The sequence below is a fragment of the Photobacterium aquimaris genome (genome assembly GCF_002954455.1).
Classification (GTDB): domain Bacteria; phylum Pseudomonadota; class Gammaproteobacteria; order Enterobacterales; family Vibrionaceae; genus Photobacterium; species Photobacterium aquimaris.
Genome location: NZ_MSCC01000001.1, coordinates 1702150 through 1719492, shown reverse-complemented (window position 1 = coordinate 1719492; position 17343 = coordinate 1702150). Strand labels below are relative to the sequence as shown.

Sequence of the window (17343 nt, the reverse complement as noted above, 5' to 3'; positions counted from 1 at the left end):
CCGCTATTAAATGTCATTTATGATAGTGATAACTAATAGTGGGGCTTTTTTTATTAAAAATTTGATGCTATGTGCTGATATGCACCACTATTTTTCCTGAATGGGTTTGTTTTTTTAATTCAGTCAGTGCCTGTACGAGTTTGTCAAAAGGGACTATCTTTTCAACCATACTTGATAAGTGTCCATCGGCGACTAAATTACTTATATTATTGCCAATATCAGCAAGGTGACTGATATGCTCTGGCGTACCATGAGCATAGGTGCCCTGTAATGCGACTTCATGAATGCTTAATGCTTTGGTTGTCGCAAGTAACGGCACTTGATCAAATTGATTGGCGATCATGACGATATGACCGTTATAACGAATTAGCGCGCTCATTATGCTACCTGATTGCGCAGATATACAGTCAATAACGCCGTGTAATAGTCTATCTTCGGTCCGGTTTATCAGCTCAAGGGCAACGTTTTGTTGAGGACTGATAACAGCATCAATACCATAGCTAAGTAGTCGAGGGTGATGTTGTCGTTCAGCAATAGCGTAAACATGCGCGCCTGCAAGTTTGGCTAATTGTGCTGCAAAGCCACCGACACCGCCTCCCGCTCCGGTGATAGCAATATGTTGGCCTGCTTCAACTTGTAATTTATCGTGTACCGCTATCCAAGCACTATAAGCTGCGCAGGGTAAGGCGGCTGCATCAGTAAATGAGAGTGTTAATGGAATACGACTCACTGCGATAGCTTTTACACATACATATTCAGCAAAACCACCGGCAGAGCGAGGATCGGCAAAGAACATCACTCTATCGTTAATTTTAAATTGGTGAACATTGGCGCCGACACTATCAATATTACCAGCAACATCAAGGCCTATTATTTGGGGGTAATTCCATGTTGCATAACCCCATTCGGTGAGTTTGTAATCAATTGGATTGAGGCCTACTGCTGCAACTTTTACACAAATTTCATCAGCGGCAGGAATAGGTTTAGTCGCTGTTGTCAGTGATAAGGCTTGCAGCCCATCTGGTTGTTGTAACATCCAAGCTTTCATAGGCGACTCCTTATTAGACTACTTATAACCATATAATCAATTGTTCATTTTGGCTTAAATATATTGTCTAAATCATGATAATAAAAAGCCTTCGGTATTAGCGAAGGCTTAGTGATTTCATTGATTATAAGGCCGAGATAGTTAATCTAGGCGCTGCTTTAGGTAAGCATCGTAATCTGGAATTTCGATAGCAATTTCTTTATCAAGCAAAGGAGACGTGACGATAAAGTTCGCACTGGCACGGTTTGTTGCAACGGGAATATTCCATACCGCAGAAATACGTAGTAATGCTTTTACGTCAGGATCGTGTGGTACTGCATTGAGTGGATCCCAGAAAAAAATCATCATATCGATTTTACTTTCTGATATTAATGCCCCCAGTTGTTGATCGCCTCCCATCGGGCCGCTGATTAAACAAGTAATTGGTAACCCTGTTTCTTTTGCGAGTAAATGGCCGGTTGTGCCCGTTGCATAAAGGACATGATTAGCTAACTTTTGTTGGTGTTCTTTCACCCAGCGCAGTAATGCCGTTTTGCAATTATCATGAGCAACGAGAGCAATGTTCTTTTTAGCTGCCATTGTGCGAGTAGTAGTAATCATGAACGTCCTTTTAATCTCAAGTAAATCTTGATGAAGCTAGGTGATAAGACTTATAAGTATCAAAGACTAGACAGGGTGTAAATCAGATTAGGCTAAAAATTAGTGGTGGCCCATAAATTATTGATATTAATCTTTATAGGCCCCAGTTTATTTAAGGTTATCGGCTGATATGATGGTCATTAACATAGAATGATGGGCGGAACTCAGCGGGTGATAATGAGTTACGAATCACCGTTGCAGGTAAGTGTTGAGGGGTTAAATCAACAATTAATGGTGATATATCGAGTACCATTGGCTTTTTCTCGAGGTAACGCACGGTTTGATCTATTGATAATCGCGCTTGCTCTGCCATTTTATCAGTGGGCGCAAATAAAATTTTATGGCGACGTAAACCACGGTAAACACCATGACTTAGATATGTCGATACAATTTTAATATCGGTAATATGATTAGTACGTAATTCACTGATTGCGACTTCAGCTGCAACGGCACCACCAACAATATAATCAATGTTTTTATAGTCAGTAAATAATTGCTGTAATAAATTACGTTGTAGTTCTTTACTGTTGTCATCCCATAATGTGGTGGCGATCTCAATATCGCTATTGGCTATCGCGGCTTTAAAACCTTTAGTAACAGGTTTAGTTCCGCCACGTAATTGTGGCCCAGGAAGCCAAGCAATACGTACTTTACCAGAACCTTTAGGATGTAATTTAGCAAGATAAGTCCCCGCAGCTTTACCCATATCGTACCAATTAACCCCAACTTTTGCTTTTACATGCTGACGAATATCAGGATCAGAAAAATCAATATTATTGGTCATTAAAAATACCGGAGTATTACCAATTAGAGAGGATAACTTACCGTTATAGGCTTGCGCATCTACCGTGCCTAAAATAATGGCATCAGCCCCCCACTGGTGACAAGCTTTTAGTTGACTCTGTTGTTTATCAAGGTTGCTATAACCGCCAGCTTCAAGCACTTTTAGGGTAATACCGAGTTTTTTTGCTTGCTCAACCATTCCATAATTGATCGACAACCAATAAGAATCTTTTAAATGTGGGTACACTGCACAGACTTTCCACGGTTTTGTGACCGAGGTTAAAAAGGAGTATTGAATTTTTGTCGGTTTTTTGTCCGTTTGAAAAGGAGGTTGATATGAGATCACCTCTAGCGCAAACACCGATTGAGTGGATAAAATCATTAAAATAAAAAATAAAATGCGCATTGTTACCAACATTATTTAGGTCTAAAGCCATATCGCTGGCAAAATAGTACCGTTTTATTGTGTTTGGTGAAATAGCCAGTATTGCACAAGCCATATTTAGCGTGGCAATTCACCATTCTAAACAAGATTTATGAGATAGAGACTATTTATGACGTTTACTCGAAAAGGTATCGGAACCAAATTGTTGTTGGCCTTTTCTGCTATGGCTGGCTTGATGATCATTGCCGTTATGATCGGTGTAGCAGGCTTTTCGTTAGTTGCTCAAACTGAGCGTACCGTGATTAATTCCGCAGTACCTGCTTTAGCTGAAGCGAGAAAATTATCGGATTTGAGTTCGCGGATTATTTTTAATGCTCAAGTATTGGCGAAATCGAAACTTGAATCAGAACGGATGCAACAAGGGCGTGCCTTAACGATTCATATCGAAGCTCTAAATCGCAGTTTACGCGCACTGGAAAAATACTCATTTGATCAGCCGTTAATGGTGAAATTAGAAGGTGATGTAAAGCGCATTGTCGATAATTTAGCTTTACTTGGGTTGCTGGTGGGAAGACAGATAGATTTACAAAGTCAACTGGATCAGTTAACAGCGGCAATGACTAAGGCGACACATCAAATTGATAACTTATCTCAATCGCAAGTGGCGAATGCAAATACGATTGCTGTGGCGAACGTGTCACGGATTTATGATTTAGTCGCCGCTAATAATAAACCGGCTGTTTATAATGCCCTTGATAGCTTAGTTGAAGTCGATATGGACTTATCTGAGCGGTTATTTGAATTGCGATTTTTATCATTACAAGTGATTAATATGTTAGATGAATCTGAACGTATTATTGATATTAAATCGCTAGTGGCATTAAAAACACGCTTTAATAATGCCGTTAATATTATTAGTCATCGGGTTAAATCGGTTGAGGATCCTAGTCGTTCAGAACAGTTAATGAAAGAAACCGCTAAGCTTGAGCGCGGTGATTTACTGTTTAGTGTTGGTGAGCAATTAATTTATGCGAAGCAGGATGTACAGCGATTAGATCAGCAAAATTTAGTGTTATTTCAACAGTTAAATAATACTGTTGATGAAATAATAGCAGCAGCTAATGTCAATACTCAACAGGCAGTTAAGCAAGTTGATCAGACTCTCACCGTTGCCCGTAATACGCTGATTGTCATTTCAGCCATTGGCTTATTAGCATTGGTGTTGATCATGTGGCGTATAGTGTACATGCAGGTTATTTGTCGTATTAACCGTTATAGCCGCGCTTTATTATCGCTAACTCGAGGGGATTTATGTATTCAACTTGATGTTGATGGTGATGATGAGTTAGCGCAAATGGGACGAGCGATTTTAGTGGCGCGTGATACTGCTAATGAGCGTTATAGATTAGCACAAGCAGAAGCTAAAATTAGACAGGAATTACAACAGCATAAAGCGAGTTTAGAACGATTAGTGGCTAAACGAACTGGTGAGTTAGAGCTGATTAATAGTCGTTTAAACGAAGAAGTGTACAATCATTATAAAGCTCGCGATGAGGCAGAAAAAGCCAATCGAGCTAAATCAGCATTCCTAGCAACCATGAGTCATGAAATTAGAACGCCAATGAATGGTGTGTTAGGAACTGCGTCTTTGCTCGCCGATACAGATTTAAGTAGTCAACAAAAACGCTATTTAGATGTGATTAACCGTAGTGGTGAAAACCTGCTTGATATTCTCAATGATATTTTAGATTACTCTAAAATTGAAGCTGGGCATTTAGATATTAGACCAAGCGATTTTGCTTTAAAACGTATGGTTGTTGATGTGTTTAATATGCTTCATGGACGTGCTGTAGCAAAGCGAATTGGGTTTGAATATCATATTGAGCCAGAAGCTGATGCGATTTGGTTTGGTGATGAAAGCCGTATTCGACAGGTACTAGTGAACTTAGTCGGTAATGCGATTAAATTTACAGATACTGGTAAAGTCACCATCAATGTGCAGTCACACCCTGATATGCCTGATGAAATACTGTTCTCAGTTCAAGACTCAGGGATCGGTATTGATACCAGTGAGCAAACGCTATTATTTAATGCCTTCCAACAAGCAGAAGCGGGGCGTAAATCGATTGAAGGTACAGGACTTGGCTTAGCCATCAGTAAACATATCGTGGCTGCGATGGATGGCGAGATTGGCGTTGATTCAGTCATTGGTGAGGGAAGTTGCTTCTGGTTTGCTTTACCTTTAGAACCTGGCGAGGCAGCATTAAGTACCGATGCTAATCAAGTTATTGTACCTGCAGCACATATTCTTTTGGTTGAGGATAATCCAGTGAACTGCATGGTTGCAGAGGGATTTCTGAAGCGATTGGGTCATACTGTGGTTATTGCTGAAGATGGTGCACAAGCTGAGGCATATTATCGTAAAGAGCAGTTTGATTTAGCGTTACTTGATATTAATTTACCGGATACTGATGGTATTACGTTGTTACATCAATTACGCCGTATCGATAGTACTAACAATGCGTCGTGGCAAGAGCCGACCCCGATGGTGGCATTCTCTGCCCATGTATTTAGAGAGGAAGTTGAAATTTATCTCAATGCTGGTTTTTCAGGATTTTTGCCAAAGCCATTGGTTGAGCAGCAACTTATCGAGACGATGAACAGTATTTTAAAAGGGGATAAGCGAGTGGTTATTGAAAAAGGTGCTGGTGAAGAAAAACCACAACTTACAGAAATTGACGAGGCGTTACCCCTTGTAAAAGAATCTGTTTTAGGCAGTGATTTACAAGTACTTGGTGCAGCACAAGTAAAGCAGTTAATTAGCTTATTTGGTGATTCGGCAAGTAAAACGCTGGTAGCGTTACAACAAGCTATTACAAATAATGATTTACCAGAAGTTGCCAAACAAGCCCACACACTTAAAGGTGCATCAGGTACGATGGGACTAATGCAATTACATCAGCTATGTTTAACGTTTGAAAAATCAGCGCAAGAAGGCTCAATAGAGAGCTTAGCGGTTGCACCATTACAGCAAGTGTTTGATGCTTCTGTCGCAGCGTTAGCCACAACCTTTCTTGATGATTAATACTGCTCGCACATCGTGAGATAATAAAAAAGAACGCCGCGGCGTTCTTTTTTATGCCAACAGATTAAGTGTCATAAACGTGCTATGAGGATCTGGTTGATAATCAGCAAAAGGTGGGCATTCAATAAATCCATGTTTAGTGTAAAGCGCACGTGATGGTGTAAAGAAGTCCATTGAACCTGTTTCTAAGCTTAGTTGCTGATAGCCATGCATTTTTGCATAAGTAATAATATGTTGCAGTAATAGTGAAGCTACACCTTGGCCTCGAAATGCAGCAGCTGTTCGCATTGATTTTATTTCAGCCGTGGTTGTGTTTAAGTGCTTTATTGCACCACATCCAGCCAATTGGTGTTGATCCCAGATAGACCAAAAAGTCACATCCTGGTGCTGAAGTTGGGTTAGATCTAATGCATGCACACTTTCTGCTGGTGCAGTGGCATTCATATCGGTTAAGTGTGCTTGTAATAACGCCTGAACTGCAGGCCTTTGTAAGTCATCAATAATGATATTCATAGATGTCGTCATTGGTGAAAGCATTACTTTACGATTAAGTGAATTTTTTACCTAGTAATTTTAGCGATAAAGCTGATTGTTATAATGAACGAAAGTGTGGCTTAACCTTGTAGTGAAGGGAAGTGATGAGGCTGTACAAGGAAGGTAAAAGAGGGGAGGATAAGTTATATAGATCAAAAGTACCGATAAAAAATAACCCCGAGAACAAAGTCCTCGGGGTTAAGGTATCACTTAGAGTAATTAAAAATTACTTCTTAGCGTTACGCTCTTTCTGCTCAGCGATTACTTTTTCAGAAACGTTAGCAGGACAAGGTGCGTAGTGTGAGAACTCCATAGAGAACTGACCACGGCCTGATGTCATAGTACGTAGAGTACCGATGTAACCAAACATTTCTGAAAGTGGTACGTCAGCTTTAATACGAGAACCAGTTACGCCAGCAGTTTGGTCTTTGATCATGCCACGACGACGGTTAAGGTCACCGATAACATCACCAACGTGATCTTCTGGAGTAAATACGTCAACGTTCATGATTGGCTCAAGAAGTTGCGCACCAGCTTTAGGCATAGATTGACGGAATGCGCCTTTCGCTGCGATTTCAAATGCTACTGCAGATGAATCGACTGCGTGGAATGCACCATCAAGAAGCTCGATTTCAACGTCAAGAACAGGGAAACCAGCTAGAACACCAGTGTCCATCATGCCCTTGAAGCCTTTCTCGATTGCAGGCCAGAATTCTTTAGGAACGTTACCACCGATTACAGATGATGTGAACTTAAAGCCTGAACCTACTTCACCTGGCTTCATTACGTAGTCGATCTTACCGAACTGACCAGAACCACCAGATTGCTTCTTATGCGTGTAGCTATCTTCAACTGGCTTCGTGATAGTTTCACGGTAAGCAACTTGAGGTTGACCAACGATTAGGTCTACGCCGTATGTACGCTTAAGGATATCAACCTTAATGTCTAGGTGAAGCTCACCCATACCTTTAAGGATTGTTTCGCCAGTTTCTTCGTCAGTTTCAACTTGGAAAGATGGATCTTCTGCAACCATTTTACCGATCGCGATACCCATTTTCTCAGAACCGCCTTTATCTTTAGGCGTTACAGCAATTGAGATTACTGGAGTAGGGAAGATCATTGGCTCAAGAGTACACTCGTGCTTAATATCACAAAGAGTGTGACCAGTTTGAACGTTCTTCATACCAACGATAGCGATGATATCACCAGCTTGAGCGTAAGTAAGTTCGTTACGGTCGTTCGCTTGCATCTCAACCATACGGCCGATACGCTCAGTTTTACCAGTAGCAGAGTTAAGGATGGTGTCACCCTTGTTTAGCTTACCAGAGTAAATACGAACGAAAGTTAGGGCGCCGAAACGGTCGTCCATGATCTTAAACGCAAGTGCGCGGAATGGTTCGTCAACAGATACTGTTGCAACTTCACCAGTTGGCTCACCAGTTTCTGGATCAGTTAACGGCTGTGGGTCTACTTCTGTTGGAGAAGGTAGGTAATCAATTACCGCATCAAGAACAAGTTGCATACCCTTGTTTTTGAATGCTGAACCACAGAACGTTGGGAAGAAAGTACAAGTACGAGTACCAGCACGGATACAACGCTTGATGTCTTCGATAGAAGGCTCTTCACCTTCCATGTAAGCTTCTAGAAGGTCGTCGTCTTGCTCAAGAGCAGTTTCGATCATTTCTTCACGGTAAGCTTCAACGTCGTCAACCATGTCTTCAGGAACTGGTAGAACTTCGTAGTTTTCTGGAAGACCTGAGTCATCCCATACAAATGCTTGACGGTTTAGAACGTCAACAACACCAACGAAATCATCTTCACGACCGATTGGAAGTGTCATGATAAGTGGAGTAGCACCTAGTACCTTCTTAACTTGATCTGTAACGCGGAAGAAATCTGCGCCCATACGGTCTAGTTTGTTAACGAAGATGATACGAGCAACTTCTGATTCGTTCGCGTAACGCCAGTTAGTTTCTGATTGTGGTTCAACACCACCAGAACCACAGAATACACCGATACCGCCATCAAGTACTTTAAGAGAACGGTAAACTTCAACTGTGAAGTCAACGTGTCCAGGAGTATCGATAACGTTGAAACGGTGATCTTTCCAGAAACAGCTTACTGCTGCTGACTGGATAGTAATACCGCGCTCAGCTTCCTGTTCCATGAAGTCAGTTGTTGACTCACCGTCATGAACTTCACCAATCTTGTGGATTTGGCCAGTTAGCTTAAGGATACGCTCTGTAGTAGTAGTTTTGCCCGCATCAACGTGCGCGAAAATACCGATGTTTCTGTATTTAGATAAATCTGTCATTGTTTTTCTCTATAAACAATTACTGTCACATGTGAGGTCGCGGATTATAGCACTAGTTGTGCTAATCAGAACATAGCCATGTGTAATAAAATAGTTATTCGCTTGCTTTTTGCCCTAGGTAGCATACCTGTTGACGAAGATCCGAGCAAATAACGGTGATAAAAACCAAGATTAGCCGAGGTTGATTATTATTGTAAGTCGATTTGAGGATATTTTAGTGAACTTTTAATGCTGCAGAGTTAAATAGTAGTGATGTTTAAGTGTCAATAAAAATGGACAAAATGGATTTTTTACAGCTTAGATCTGAAAAAATAGTAACTAAGCTGGAATCTATCATTTGTTTCACTTTATGTTTGGTAGTGAGGTAGAATTTAAGTCAGTTCCTGTTTTATTATTTGAGTGTACAAAATGTCTGAAGAAATAGAAGTAGAAGCGCTGGAAGTTGAAGTCTCTGTACAACCAATTGAACTTTATAAAGTGCTTAAAATTGCCAATCTGGTCAGTGGCGGTGGGGAAGCTAAATATGCTATATCCGAAGGTTATGTTGCTGTAAATGGTGAAATTGAATTACGTAAGCGTTGTAAAATCTATGATGGTGACGTGATAGAGTTTAATGGCGAATATTTCGTAGTTATTTGTGATCAACCGGTGCAAGAACCTCAAGTTAGAGAGCAGAAAACATCTCAAGTAGCTGTTATAGAAAAACCGGCTAAAAAAGATAAAAAAACACCAGCGGTAAAAGCTAAAAAAAATAAAGCCACCCCATCAACCAGCAAGAATCGCTCGGTGACTAAAAAAGAAGCAGAAAAAGCCAATAAGAAAGCAGATACAGCAACGGGGCGGAAGCCTATCAGCTTTTAATGTATTGATACTCTATTGATAGGCGTGCAAAGGCACGTCTTTTTTATCACTATTTTATAGACAGGCCTTCAAAGATGATCATTTCTTATCGTCATATACCGATGATGTTATTGGTGGCAGCTACAGTAAGTACCACTTTTTCAGTCAGTGCTGCTCAAATTAGTGCGATATCGACAGCTGAATGCCAAGCGATGACCAAAGCTGGCGTTATGGCTGCGGCGGCACCAGTGCCTTGCCAACGACTTAAAAAAGTTACCTTCAATTACCGTGACTTTACTGGTAAAGCGCATGCCAATGGTCAATTGGTTGTAATGGATGCTGTTGCACCGTATGTGGGAAAAATATTTGATGCTTTATATCAGCAAGGTTTTCCTATACATAAAGCAGTACCTATTGAAATCTATGGCGGTAATGATACTCGTTCGATGACCGCTAATAATACCTCGGCTTTTAATTATCGCCCAGTCGCAGGCACGGGCAACTTATCCTTACATGCTTATGGTGCTGCGATAGATATTAATCCACTGCAAAATCCATTTGTGACGTTTAGTGGTGATGGCAATGCTAAATTCAGTCCAACCCAAGGGACGCGTTATGCCAACCGCGCCAGTTACCGTTTTAGTAAGCCAGATAGTCGAGGTATGGCTGAAGTCGTCATTGATATTTTTGCCCGTAATGGCTTTCAATATTGGGGCGGATTTTGGGACTCTCCCATTGATTATCAACATTTTCAGTTAACCAAAGATATGGCGTTAACCATGAGTAAAATGACGCCTGCGCAAGCGGCATTATTTTTTAAGCGTTATGTCGCATGGTATGAGAGTTGCAGCAAAATGTACCCGACCGCTTATAGCCATTATAAATTCAATGATTACACTGAATATTTAAAAAGTAAGTTATCAGTCAAATCATTAAATAAAGCTTATAGTGCTGATCCAAAGCGGGTGATGAGTGCGATAAATCTTCAACCTGTTCGCTCTGCTATTTGTGTTAAGCGCTAAATTAGCAAGGCATTTATTAATAAGTTGCTGCCTAAGTCATGATTTTTAGTTTGCAGACTTTGTTTTTAATAAATGTGTTTGCGGCTGTGCATGGAGGCTTCTAGGATGGTCGCTAATCAGCATTAATTAACAACGGATGGTTTCAATGGTTAATCAAGTGACAATGGTTGCGCAGCAATTACAATTTTCAGAGTTAGTGCAAGGCTATTGGCGTTTAGCTGAATGGGGCATGACAACACAACAACGATTGGCTTTTTTAGAGCAACACCTTGAATTGGGGATCACCACGATTGATCACGCTGATATTTATGGTGGCTATCAATGCGAAACGTTATTTGGTGAAGCATTAGCATTAAAGCCAAGCTTGCGTCAGCAATTACAAATAGTGACCAAATGCGACATAAATTTGTGTAATACTAAATACCCTCAACGTCGTATTAACCATTATGATACCAGTAAGTTGCATATTACTGAGTCAGTTAATAACTCATTGGCTAATTTACAGATTGAGAATATTGATTTGCTGTTAATTCATCGTCCCGATGTGCTTATGGATGCCGATGAAGTTGCAGCAGCGTTTGCTGAGTTAAAGCAACAAGGAAAAGTGAATAATTTTGGGGTATCAAACTTTGCTCCTGCGCAATTTGATTTACTGCAATCACGACTTGATCAACCTTTAGTGACCAACCAAGTAGAAATTAATCCACTTAATTTTGAGGTGGCACATGATGGTACGCTTGATCAATTGCAAATGAAGCGTATTCGTCCAATGGCATGGTCGTGTTTAGCTGGCGGTGATATCTTTAATGGTAGTAGTGAACAACATATTCGAGTTCGTGCGACGTTAACTGAAATTGCGGCTGAAATTGGTGCTGATAGTATCGATCAAGTTATTTATGCTTGGATTCGTTGTTTGCCATCACATCCAATAGCTATTATGGGATCGGGGAATATTGAGCGAGTAAGATCTGCAGTTGCAGCCCTTAATTTTAGTTTGTCACGTGAGCAGTTTTATCGTGTTTGGGTGGCGTCAAAAGGTCACGGCGTGCCATAAATTATATCAGTATTGTTAACGAGTTTAAAAATGGCAGGCAATACAGCGATTGTTTAAGGCGTATTGCACTGCCGTTGTTGTATCTAGTGGGCTAATTACTTAGTGCACGCTTGCAGGAGTAATAGGTCCTTCTGCGATTGGATTGTTTTTATTGGCGCTCCATTGATACCAACCGCCATCGTAAACACTGATGTTTTTCCAACCGAGAATATGAGCAAAGAAAAATGCTTCTGATGCTCGCCAACCTGTACCACAGAAAAATGCGACATCCTGATCTGGTTTAATGTTCCATTTTGCCCATTGAGCAGTAATTTCATGACCGCTTTTCATAGTTTGATCGGGATTAAGATAATCTTGCATATGGTAAGAATCTGAACCTGCATGCCCCCATTTAGCTCCTTCAATACGGCCTTTAGGCTTAATGTAATCATAACCACTGGTTTCGCCAATATATTCTGGCCATGTACGAACACTAACAACAGATTGTTGATTAACGGGTTTTTTCAACAATGCTTTCACTTGCGCAGTATCGATTAAATATTGTGGGTTTGCTGGAATTTTTTCACCAAATGCAACCGGGGTTTTATTGTAATTAGGTAAATGCTCTGTGGGATAATCAGCTTCAGACCATGCTGTCCAGCCACCATTTAATAATCGCACGTCTTTAACACCTGCATACATTAAGAAGTTAGCAAAGCGTGCAGCCGACATATTATTGCGAGCATAGAGAATAACCGTGGTGTCATAACGGATACCGAGATTTGCAATAACTTGTGCCAATGCTTGGTTGCTTACCTTATTCCACCATGGTTTGGATTCGATAGTGTTGGTATTTACGTATAAGGCTCCAGGAATATGATCGAGTAAATATTTCGCTGGGGGGCCCCATTCTACTTCAACCACTTTATAACCATGCTTTGGTGCATAGCGTGGGTGTTTGCCAGTAATAAGATCATTTAACCATGATGCTGGCACCAGCTGTTGAAAGTGAGGTAACGCAATAAGTTTACCGTGGTAGTCATCGAGTGGTTGATCAATCGTGGTTAGTGAGTGGTAACCTTGATTCTGTAAGGCAGTAGTTAATTGCTGTGCTTTATCTGCTGAGCAATATAAGTATGTTGGCAGGTCAGATTTAAGGTGTTTATCATGCAATAAGGTTTGAAAAGCTGCAGTATCTAACGTTTTTAGCCAATTCGCATCGATGTTAACAGCACCTGAAATGTGGCCTCCATTTTGTTGCTGGGCTTCTGGCCAACCGTTATAAAAATTGCTGTTACGACAATCAATAATTTGCAGTGGTGCTGTTTGTGCTTGCTGCTGAGCAAGTTGTTCAAATGTTGCGGTTTTTAAGGGAGAAGATGGACTGGCAAATGAAACACTTGATGTTAGTAATAATGTCGCTATTGCAGTTATTTTAATGAGCATGATTAAACCTAATCACCTTGGTGATCGTCAAAAACAAGTGCGCATTTTAACGATTTAAAAAGGTAATACAATTGGATTTTGGTTATTTATAAGCTATTCGACTTCTAAGAGCTGTATAAAAATACGATGTTGATATCTATAAAGGAACTATTATGAGTCTTTTGTGTCAGAAATATATTACAGCATCATCGATCGATGAGATATCGTGTTAATGTATTAAAAAGGAACATCTATGAAACGTTTTATCTCTGTATTTATGAGTCTATTTGCTATTTATAGCTCAACAATAATGGCAGCAGAGATAACAACATTAGGTTCTCATGTTATCGAATTACAACAAAAGCCATCTTCCTCATTAACTACCTATACCACCGATCTTAGGCCGAGCAGTAACGACCAATCATTCGATTATTCCTTACCTGTGTTACAGCAGGCTTATTATCAAGGTATTGATTCAATTGGTGGTACTGTTCATTTACGACAAGGCTTGTGGGCAGGTGAACCCTATCAGCCTGGGGGGAATGTGATGCCACAAGTGATGTTATTAAATGATTTGATAGCGATAGGCCCTTTAACTGCGAATAATGATCCTATGGCAGTAGTGTTACTTAATTATTCACCAGGGGGAAGTGGTCAATATTTATATATTGCTGTAATGGCTTATCAACATAATAAGCTCGTTAATATTGCCACCCACTATGTTGGTGATCGAGTGCGTGTTAAAGGATTGATGATTAAAAACCATCAAATAATTGTCGATGTTATACAAGCAGGAAAGAATGATCCAGCTTGTTGTCCTGGTGATGTCGCTCGTCATATTTGGATATTAAAACAAAATAAATTAGTCGAAACTCCCAGCCATCAACCGATCGTGAGATTGACCCCTGCCATATTAGCCAACACTGAATGGCAGCTTGAGAGTTGGCGTTACGGTGATCCGGTGTCAAATAGCAGCAAAATAAGTTTACGTTATATCAATGGTCATTTTGTTGGTATGGTTGATTGTAATAACTATACCATCACGGTTAAGCCGTTATTACCGCCAGGTTCAATTAAGGTCTTAGGCCAACATGCGGCCGTAACAACACGGACGTGTAGCGCTCCTTTAGCTCCACATTACCAAAAACGTTATTTAGAACAATTAACTAATGTGACTCAATTTACTTATTTTGCGGGGAAATTGGCTCTTACATATCAAGTAAATCATCATACCGGAGTGATGATCTTTTCAACACTAAAAAAGTAGCCGTAATTTTTAGCTGTTAGCATGATAATTTGTTCTATTTAAAAAACCGCAGCTGAGTGTTGTCTCTTTTCTCGTTAAAGTATATTTATCTGCGGTTTTTATATGATAGTTATAATTATCCTTTCGCTAACCACTCAAGAATAAACTGGCAAATAGCGTGTGGATTATTTAAATCTAATTGCGGTAAATCACAATCCATAGGTGCGGGGTGATCACTTGCAAACGCCAAAATAGTGTTATCCGTTGGGTAAAGTAATGGTTTACCGTAGCTCGGACGATGAATTTCTATTTTGGGAAATGGTTGATCACGAAAACCTTCAATTAAGACTAGATCTAATAAGTCATGATTTAGCTGACTTAAGCAATGAGTTAATTCAGGATCTTGGCGCTCTGCCTGCGGGTATTCAAAATACAGCATATGACGTGATTTGGTGGCGAGTAAGGTTTGACTGCAACCAGCATGGCGTAAACGATAGCTATCTTTTCCTGGTACATCGGGATCAATATCATGATGACTGTGTTTGAGTAATCCTATCCTTAAATGGTGTTGTTTAAGTAAAGGGATAAGTTGTTCAAGAAGGGTGGTTTTTCCTGAGCCACTAAATCCAGCGAAACCCAGTATCGGTGTAGGAGATGTAATCATTATGAGACCCGTTGATATTGATTCTTTTGCTATTATATACCTTACAAAAGTGAACACCTATTAACAGCACGTATTTATTGATATGTAAGATATTTATCCAAATAAACATGATTTATAACCGTTGAATAAAAAAATTAACCTCGTATTTTTTGGTGATAATGAGCTAACGGTCTACATTTAGCTTGTATTGAGCTTTTTGTTATTAATAAATACTATCAAATTCATAGATACAAGTGATTAATATGATATTCCTAACAGGGAGTGTATATGTGGGCTACGTTAGATTTTGAAGCATCAGGATTATCCGAATTTTCTTATCCAATAGAAGTAGGATATTCATTGCCTAGTGGTATCGATAATAGTTTGTTGATTAACCCTTTATCTGCTAGCGATGAGTGGGTGTATTGGGATGCTTTTTCCGAGTCACATATTCATAAAATCCCCCGCTCTGAATTAGAAACTAATGGTAAGCAAGTGGTTGATGTTTGCCGACACCTCAATGCGGTACTTGGGCAATATGAGTTGGTTTTTTGCGACAGTGAATGGGATTTATTTTGGTTAGGTCGGTTGTATCATGCTGCACATATGCGACCTTCATTTATGCTGACAGAGATTTGTTGTTGGTTAAAGCAACATAATGGTATTGAGCGTGTGCATTTTCAATTAGCGCTTGAGCGACAAGGCCCTGTGCGGCATCGAGCAAGTCATGATGCAAAACAAATTCGTTTGGCATTAAATTCGTTAGTCGGTAATCGTTAGGCTTATTTAGCGTAATCATTGGTGTGTTTGTTATTGGTTGAATGAACAATGGCTATTACAATATGTGTAATGAAAGTATAAGTATATGAGAATGTTAAGTGAAATCTGTATCTAATTATCAGTCATTACTTCGTGTTGCAATGTTTAATATTTCGATGTCTGATACAGAGTCTGAAAAAATATTAGCGATAACCACAGGCCTTAATAATCCACGTTTACGACGTTTAGCTGCCATTATTCAGCATGCTGCACCTGATGTGATACTACTATGTGAGTTTGACCATCTTGGGGCCGGAGGGGATGATGGAGCTTTGGCTAATTTCTGTGATAATTACTTATCTATAGGCCAATATGATCAACATCCTATCGAATATCCATACCGCTTATGTCCTGCAACCAATACTGGATTGCTAACAGAGGTTGATTTAAATAATGACGGTGTCATTTCATTACCTGCAGATGGAATGGGATTCGGCCATTTTCATGGAAATTTTGGATTTGTATTATTGTCTAAGTATCCAATCCAAAATGAAAATATTCGTTCATGGCAACATATGTTATGGAATAAAATGCCTAATGCATTAATTCCCCGTGATTTTTACAGTGATGAAGCCATCGATATATTACGATTATCTTCTAAAAATCATCTTATTGTACCTATTGAATGTGATCAGCAAATAATTAATCTTGTGTGTTGTCATCCGACGCCACCGGTATTTGATGGGCCGGAACGGCGTAATGCCAAACGTAATCATGATGAAATTCAATTAGTTTGCGATATTCTCGATAATGCTGATTATTTAGAAGACGATAGTGGAAATCGTGGTGGTTTAAGCCATGAGCAAGCATTTATCGTATTAGGTGATCTTAATGCTGATGTGGTTGATGGGGATGGTTTAAAAGCGCCGATTAAACATTTGCTTAATCATACTCGTATTTATCAACAAGTGAGTCATGGGCCGTTAACGCCTAAAAGTGTTGGTGGTAGTGAATATCAACCATGGCAGCGACGTAAAGGAAGGAGTAATGAATGGACGCATTTAGGGGGTATGCGTTTAGATTATGTGTTGCCTTCAGCTAATTTAACCGTATTAAGCAGCGGCGTGTTCTGGCCTTCAAAAAAGCACCCATTACGGCAATTGATAGTTGATGATAAAGGTCGCGAGAAGCCAACAGCCGGCTCTGATCATCGTTTAGTATGGGTTGATATAGAATTAAGTTCGATTGCATAACCGCATAATGTCAGCAACGAGTGACGTTATACGTCAATATTATTGCTAACTAAAGATGATCGGCTGTTGTTCTTTCCCCCAAACGTCAATGATAGCTTTGGGGGTTATGCCTACGATTGATAATCGTTTGTTACCTAGGCTATGAAAGTTGATTTCAATTGCGGTAATTTTGCTATCAGGATAATCAAGTAATTCTGGTGGGCTAGTGCTATTTTGTGTCATTAAGCCTTTTGTTCTAAATTGCTGAAACTCACCATTGTCATAATGAATTTTAATTTTATTAACAGTGCCTTGCGTGCAAGTAAGGCGAAGGTGGTTATAGAGTAAGCGCATC

The 17343-nt window shown here is 39.9% G+C and carries 14 protein-coding genes and 1 pseudogene; 7 read left to right on the top strand and 8 right to left on the bottom strand.

The annotated features are described in order from the left end of the window. Positions 1-67 precede the first annotated feature (67 nt). The 3 genes from BTN98_RS07555 to torT all read right to left on the bottom strand — a co-directional run bounded on the left by BTN98_RS07555 (position 68) and on the right by torT (position 2876). A complete protein-coding gene (locus BTN98_RS07555) occupies positions 68-1048 on the bottom strand; it encodes an alcohol dehydrogenase catalytic domain-containing protein (RefSeq protein ID WP_061000124.1) in 981 nt (326 codons plus the stop codon). Between the two features lie 141 nt (positions 1049-1189). Continuing rightward, a complete protein-coding gene (locus tag BTN98_RS07550; protein ID WP_061000126.1) occupies positions 1190-1648 on the bottom strand; it encodes a methylglyoxal synthase in 459 nt (152 codons plus the stop codon). A 157-nt stretch (positions 1649-1805) separates the two neighbouring features. Continuing rightward, positions 1806-2876 (bottom strand): TMAO reductase system periplasmic protein TorT, encoded by a 1071-nt coding sequence (torT, locus tag BTN98_RS07545; protein ID WP_061000149.1) that lies wholly within the window; start codon positions 2874-2876, stop codon positions 1806-1808. A 148-nt stretch (positions 2877-3024) separates the two neighbouring features. Here torT and torS point away from each other — a divergent pair, with 148 nt between their 5' ends. Further along, positions 3025-5940 (top strand): TMAO reductase system sensor histidine kinase/response regulator TorS, encoded by a 2916-nt coding sequence (gene torS, locus BTN98_RS07540; protein WP_061000128.1) that lies wholly within the window; start codon positions 3025-3027, stop codon positions 5938-5940. 51 nt (positions 5941-5991) lie between these two features. Here torS and BTN98_RS07535 read toward each other — a convergent pair whose 3' ends face one another. Together BTN98_RS07535 and fusA are read right to left on the bottom strand one after the other, a co-directional pair. Next, positions 5992-6453 carry a GNAT family N-acetyltransferase gene (locus BTN98_RS07535; protein WP_061000131.1) on the bottom strand — a complete coding sequence of 154 codons (462 nt, stop codon included), beginning with the start codon at positions 6451-6453 and terminating at the stop codon, positions 5992-5994. 247 nt (positions 6454-6700) lie between these two features. Further along, positions 6701-8788 carry an elongation factor G gene (gene fusA, locus BTN98_RS07530; RefSeq protein WP_061000133.1) on the bottom strand — a complete coding sequence of 696 codons (2088 nt, stop codon included), beginning with the start codon at positions 8786-8788 and terminating at the stop codon, positions 6701-6703. A 408-nt stretch (positions 8789-9196) separates the two neighbouring features. Between fusA and BTN98_RS07525 the strand changes: the two genes are divergently transcribed. From BTN98_RS07525 to BTN98_RS07515, 3 genes are all read left to right on the top strand, one after another. Then, complete coding sequence (locus tag BTN98_RS07525; protein ID WP_061000134.1) at positions 9197-9649, top strand: RNA-binding S4 domain-containing protein; 453 nt, start codon at positions 9197-9199, stop codon at positions 9647-9649. Positions 9650-9723: 74 nt separating this feature from the next. Beyond that, entirely contained in the window at positions 9724-10650 is a 927-nt protein-coding gene (locus BTN98_RS07520) for a M15 family metallopeptidase (RefSeq protein ID WP_412779395.1), read from the top strand. A 145-nt stretch (positions 10651-10795) separates the two neighbouring features. Beyond that, the gene (locus BTN98_RS07515; protein ID WP_061000135.1) at positions 10796-11704 is read left to right on the top strand and encodes an aldo/keto reductase; all 909 of its coding nucleotides are present in this window, start codon (positions 10796-10798) and stop codon (positions 11702-11704) included. 99 nt (positions 11705-11803) lie between these two features. Here the strand turns inward: BTN98_RS07515 and BTN98_RS07510 are convergent, their stop codons facing one another. Next, positions 11804-13129 carry a rhodanese-like domain-containing protein gene (locus tag BTN98_RS07510; RefSeq protein ID WP_061000136.1) on the bottom strand — a complete coding sequence of 442 codons (1326 nt, stop codon included), beginning with the start codon at positions 13127-13129 and terminating at the stop codon, positions 11804-11806. Positions 13130-13361: 232 nt separating this feature from the next. Between BTN98_RS07510 and BTN98_RS07505 the strand changes: the two genes are divergently transcribed. After that, on the top strand, positions 13362-14375 hold the full coding sequence (locus BTN98_RS07505) for an META domain-containing protein (protein WP_061000138.1): 1014 nt from the start codon (positions 13362-13364) through the stop codon (positions 14373-14375). 115 nt (positions 14376-14490) lie between these two features. Here BTN98_RS07505 and mobB read toward each other — a convergent pair whose 3' ends face one another. Beyond that, positions 14491-15018, bottom strand: a complete 528-nt coding sequence (gene mobB, locus BTN98_RS07500; RefSeq protein WP_061000140.1) for a molybdopterin-guanine dinucleotide biosynthesis protein B — start codon at positions 15016-15018, stop codon at positions 14491-14493. Positions 15019-15285: 267 nt separating this feature from the next. Between mobB and BTN98_RS07495 the strand changes: the two genes are divergently transcribed. Together BTN98_RS07495 and BTN98_RS07490 are read left to right on the top strand one after the other, a co-directional pair. Next, positions 15286-15777: a hypothetical protein gene (locus BTN98_RS07495; RefSeq protein ID WP_061000144.1), complete on the top strand. Its 492-nt coding sequence runs from the start codon at positions 15286-15288 to the stop codon at positions 15775-15777. 98 nt (positions 15778-15875) lie between these two features. Next, complete coding sequence (locus BTN98_RS07490) at positions 15876-17009, top strand: endonuclease/exonuclease/phosphatase family protein (protein WP_231730727.1); 1134 nt, start codon at positions 15876-15878, stop codon at positions 17007-17009. Positions 17010-17054: 45 nt separating this feature from the next. Here the strand turns inward: BTN98_RS07490 and BTN98_RS07485 are convergent. Continuing rightward, positions 17055-17343 (bottom strand): annotated as a pseudogene (locus tag BTN98_RS07485) (hypothetical protein); the annotation flags it as partial.

What these genes read in the sequence shown, in the direction of transcription:
- BTN98_RS07525 (WP_061000134.1), top strand. Translation starts at nt 9,197, where the DNA reads ATGTCTGAAGAAATAGAAGTAGAAGCGCTGGAAGTTGAAGTCTCTGTA.
- torS (WP_061000128.1), top strand. Translation starts at nt 3,025, where the DNA reads ATGACGTTTACTCGAAAAGGTATCGGAACCAAATTGTTGTTGGCCTTT.
- BTN98_RS07515 (WP_061000135.1), top strand. Translation starts at nt 10,796, where the DNA reads ATGGTTAATCAAGTGACAATGGTTGCGCAGCAATTACAATTTTCAGAG.
- BTN98_RS07520 (WP_412779395.1), top strand. Translation starts at nt 9,724, where the DNA reads ATGATCATTTCTTATCGTCATATACCGATGATGTTATTGGTGGCAGCT.
- BTN98_RS07505 (WP_061000138.1), top strand. Translation starts at nt 13,362, where the DNA reads ATGAAACGTTTTATCTCTGTATTTATGAGTCTATTTGCTATTTATAGC.
- BTN98_RS07495 (WP_061000144.1), top strand. Translation starts at nt 15,286, where the DNA reads ATGTGGGCTACGTTAGATTTTGAAGCATCAGGATTATCCGAATTTTCT.
- fusA (WP_061000133.1), bottom strand. Translation starts at nt 8,788, where the DNA reads ATGACAGATTTATCTAAATACAGAAACATCGGTATTTTCGCGCACGTT.
- mobB (WP_061000140.1), bottom strand. Translation starts at nt 15,018, where the DNA reads ATGATTACATCTCCTACACCGATACTGGGTTTCGCTGGATTTAGTGGC.
- BTN98_RS07510 (WP_061000136.1), bottom strand. Translation starts at nt 13,129, where the DNA reads ATGCTCATTAAAATAACTGCAATAGCGACATTATTACTAACATCAAGT.
- torT (WP_061000149.1), bottom strand. Translation starts at nt 2,876, where the DNA reads ATGCGCATTTTATTTTTTATTTTAATGATTTTATCCACTCAATCGGTG.
- BTN98_RS07550 (WP_061000126.1), bottom strand. Translation starts at nt 1,648, where the DNA reads ATGATTACTACTACTCGCACAATGGCAGCTAAAAAGAACATTGCTCTC.
- BTN98_RS07535 (WP_061000131.1), bottom strand. Translation starts at nt 6,453, where the DNA reads ATGAATATCATTATTGATGACTTACAAAGGCCTGCAGTTCAGGCGTTA.
- BTN98_RS07555 (WP_061000124.1), bottom strand. Translation starts at nt 1,048, where the DNA reads ATGAAAGCTTGGATGTTACAACAACCAGATGGGCTGCAAGCCTTATCA.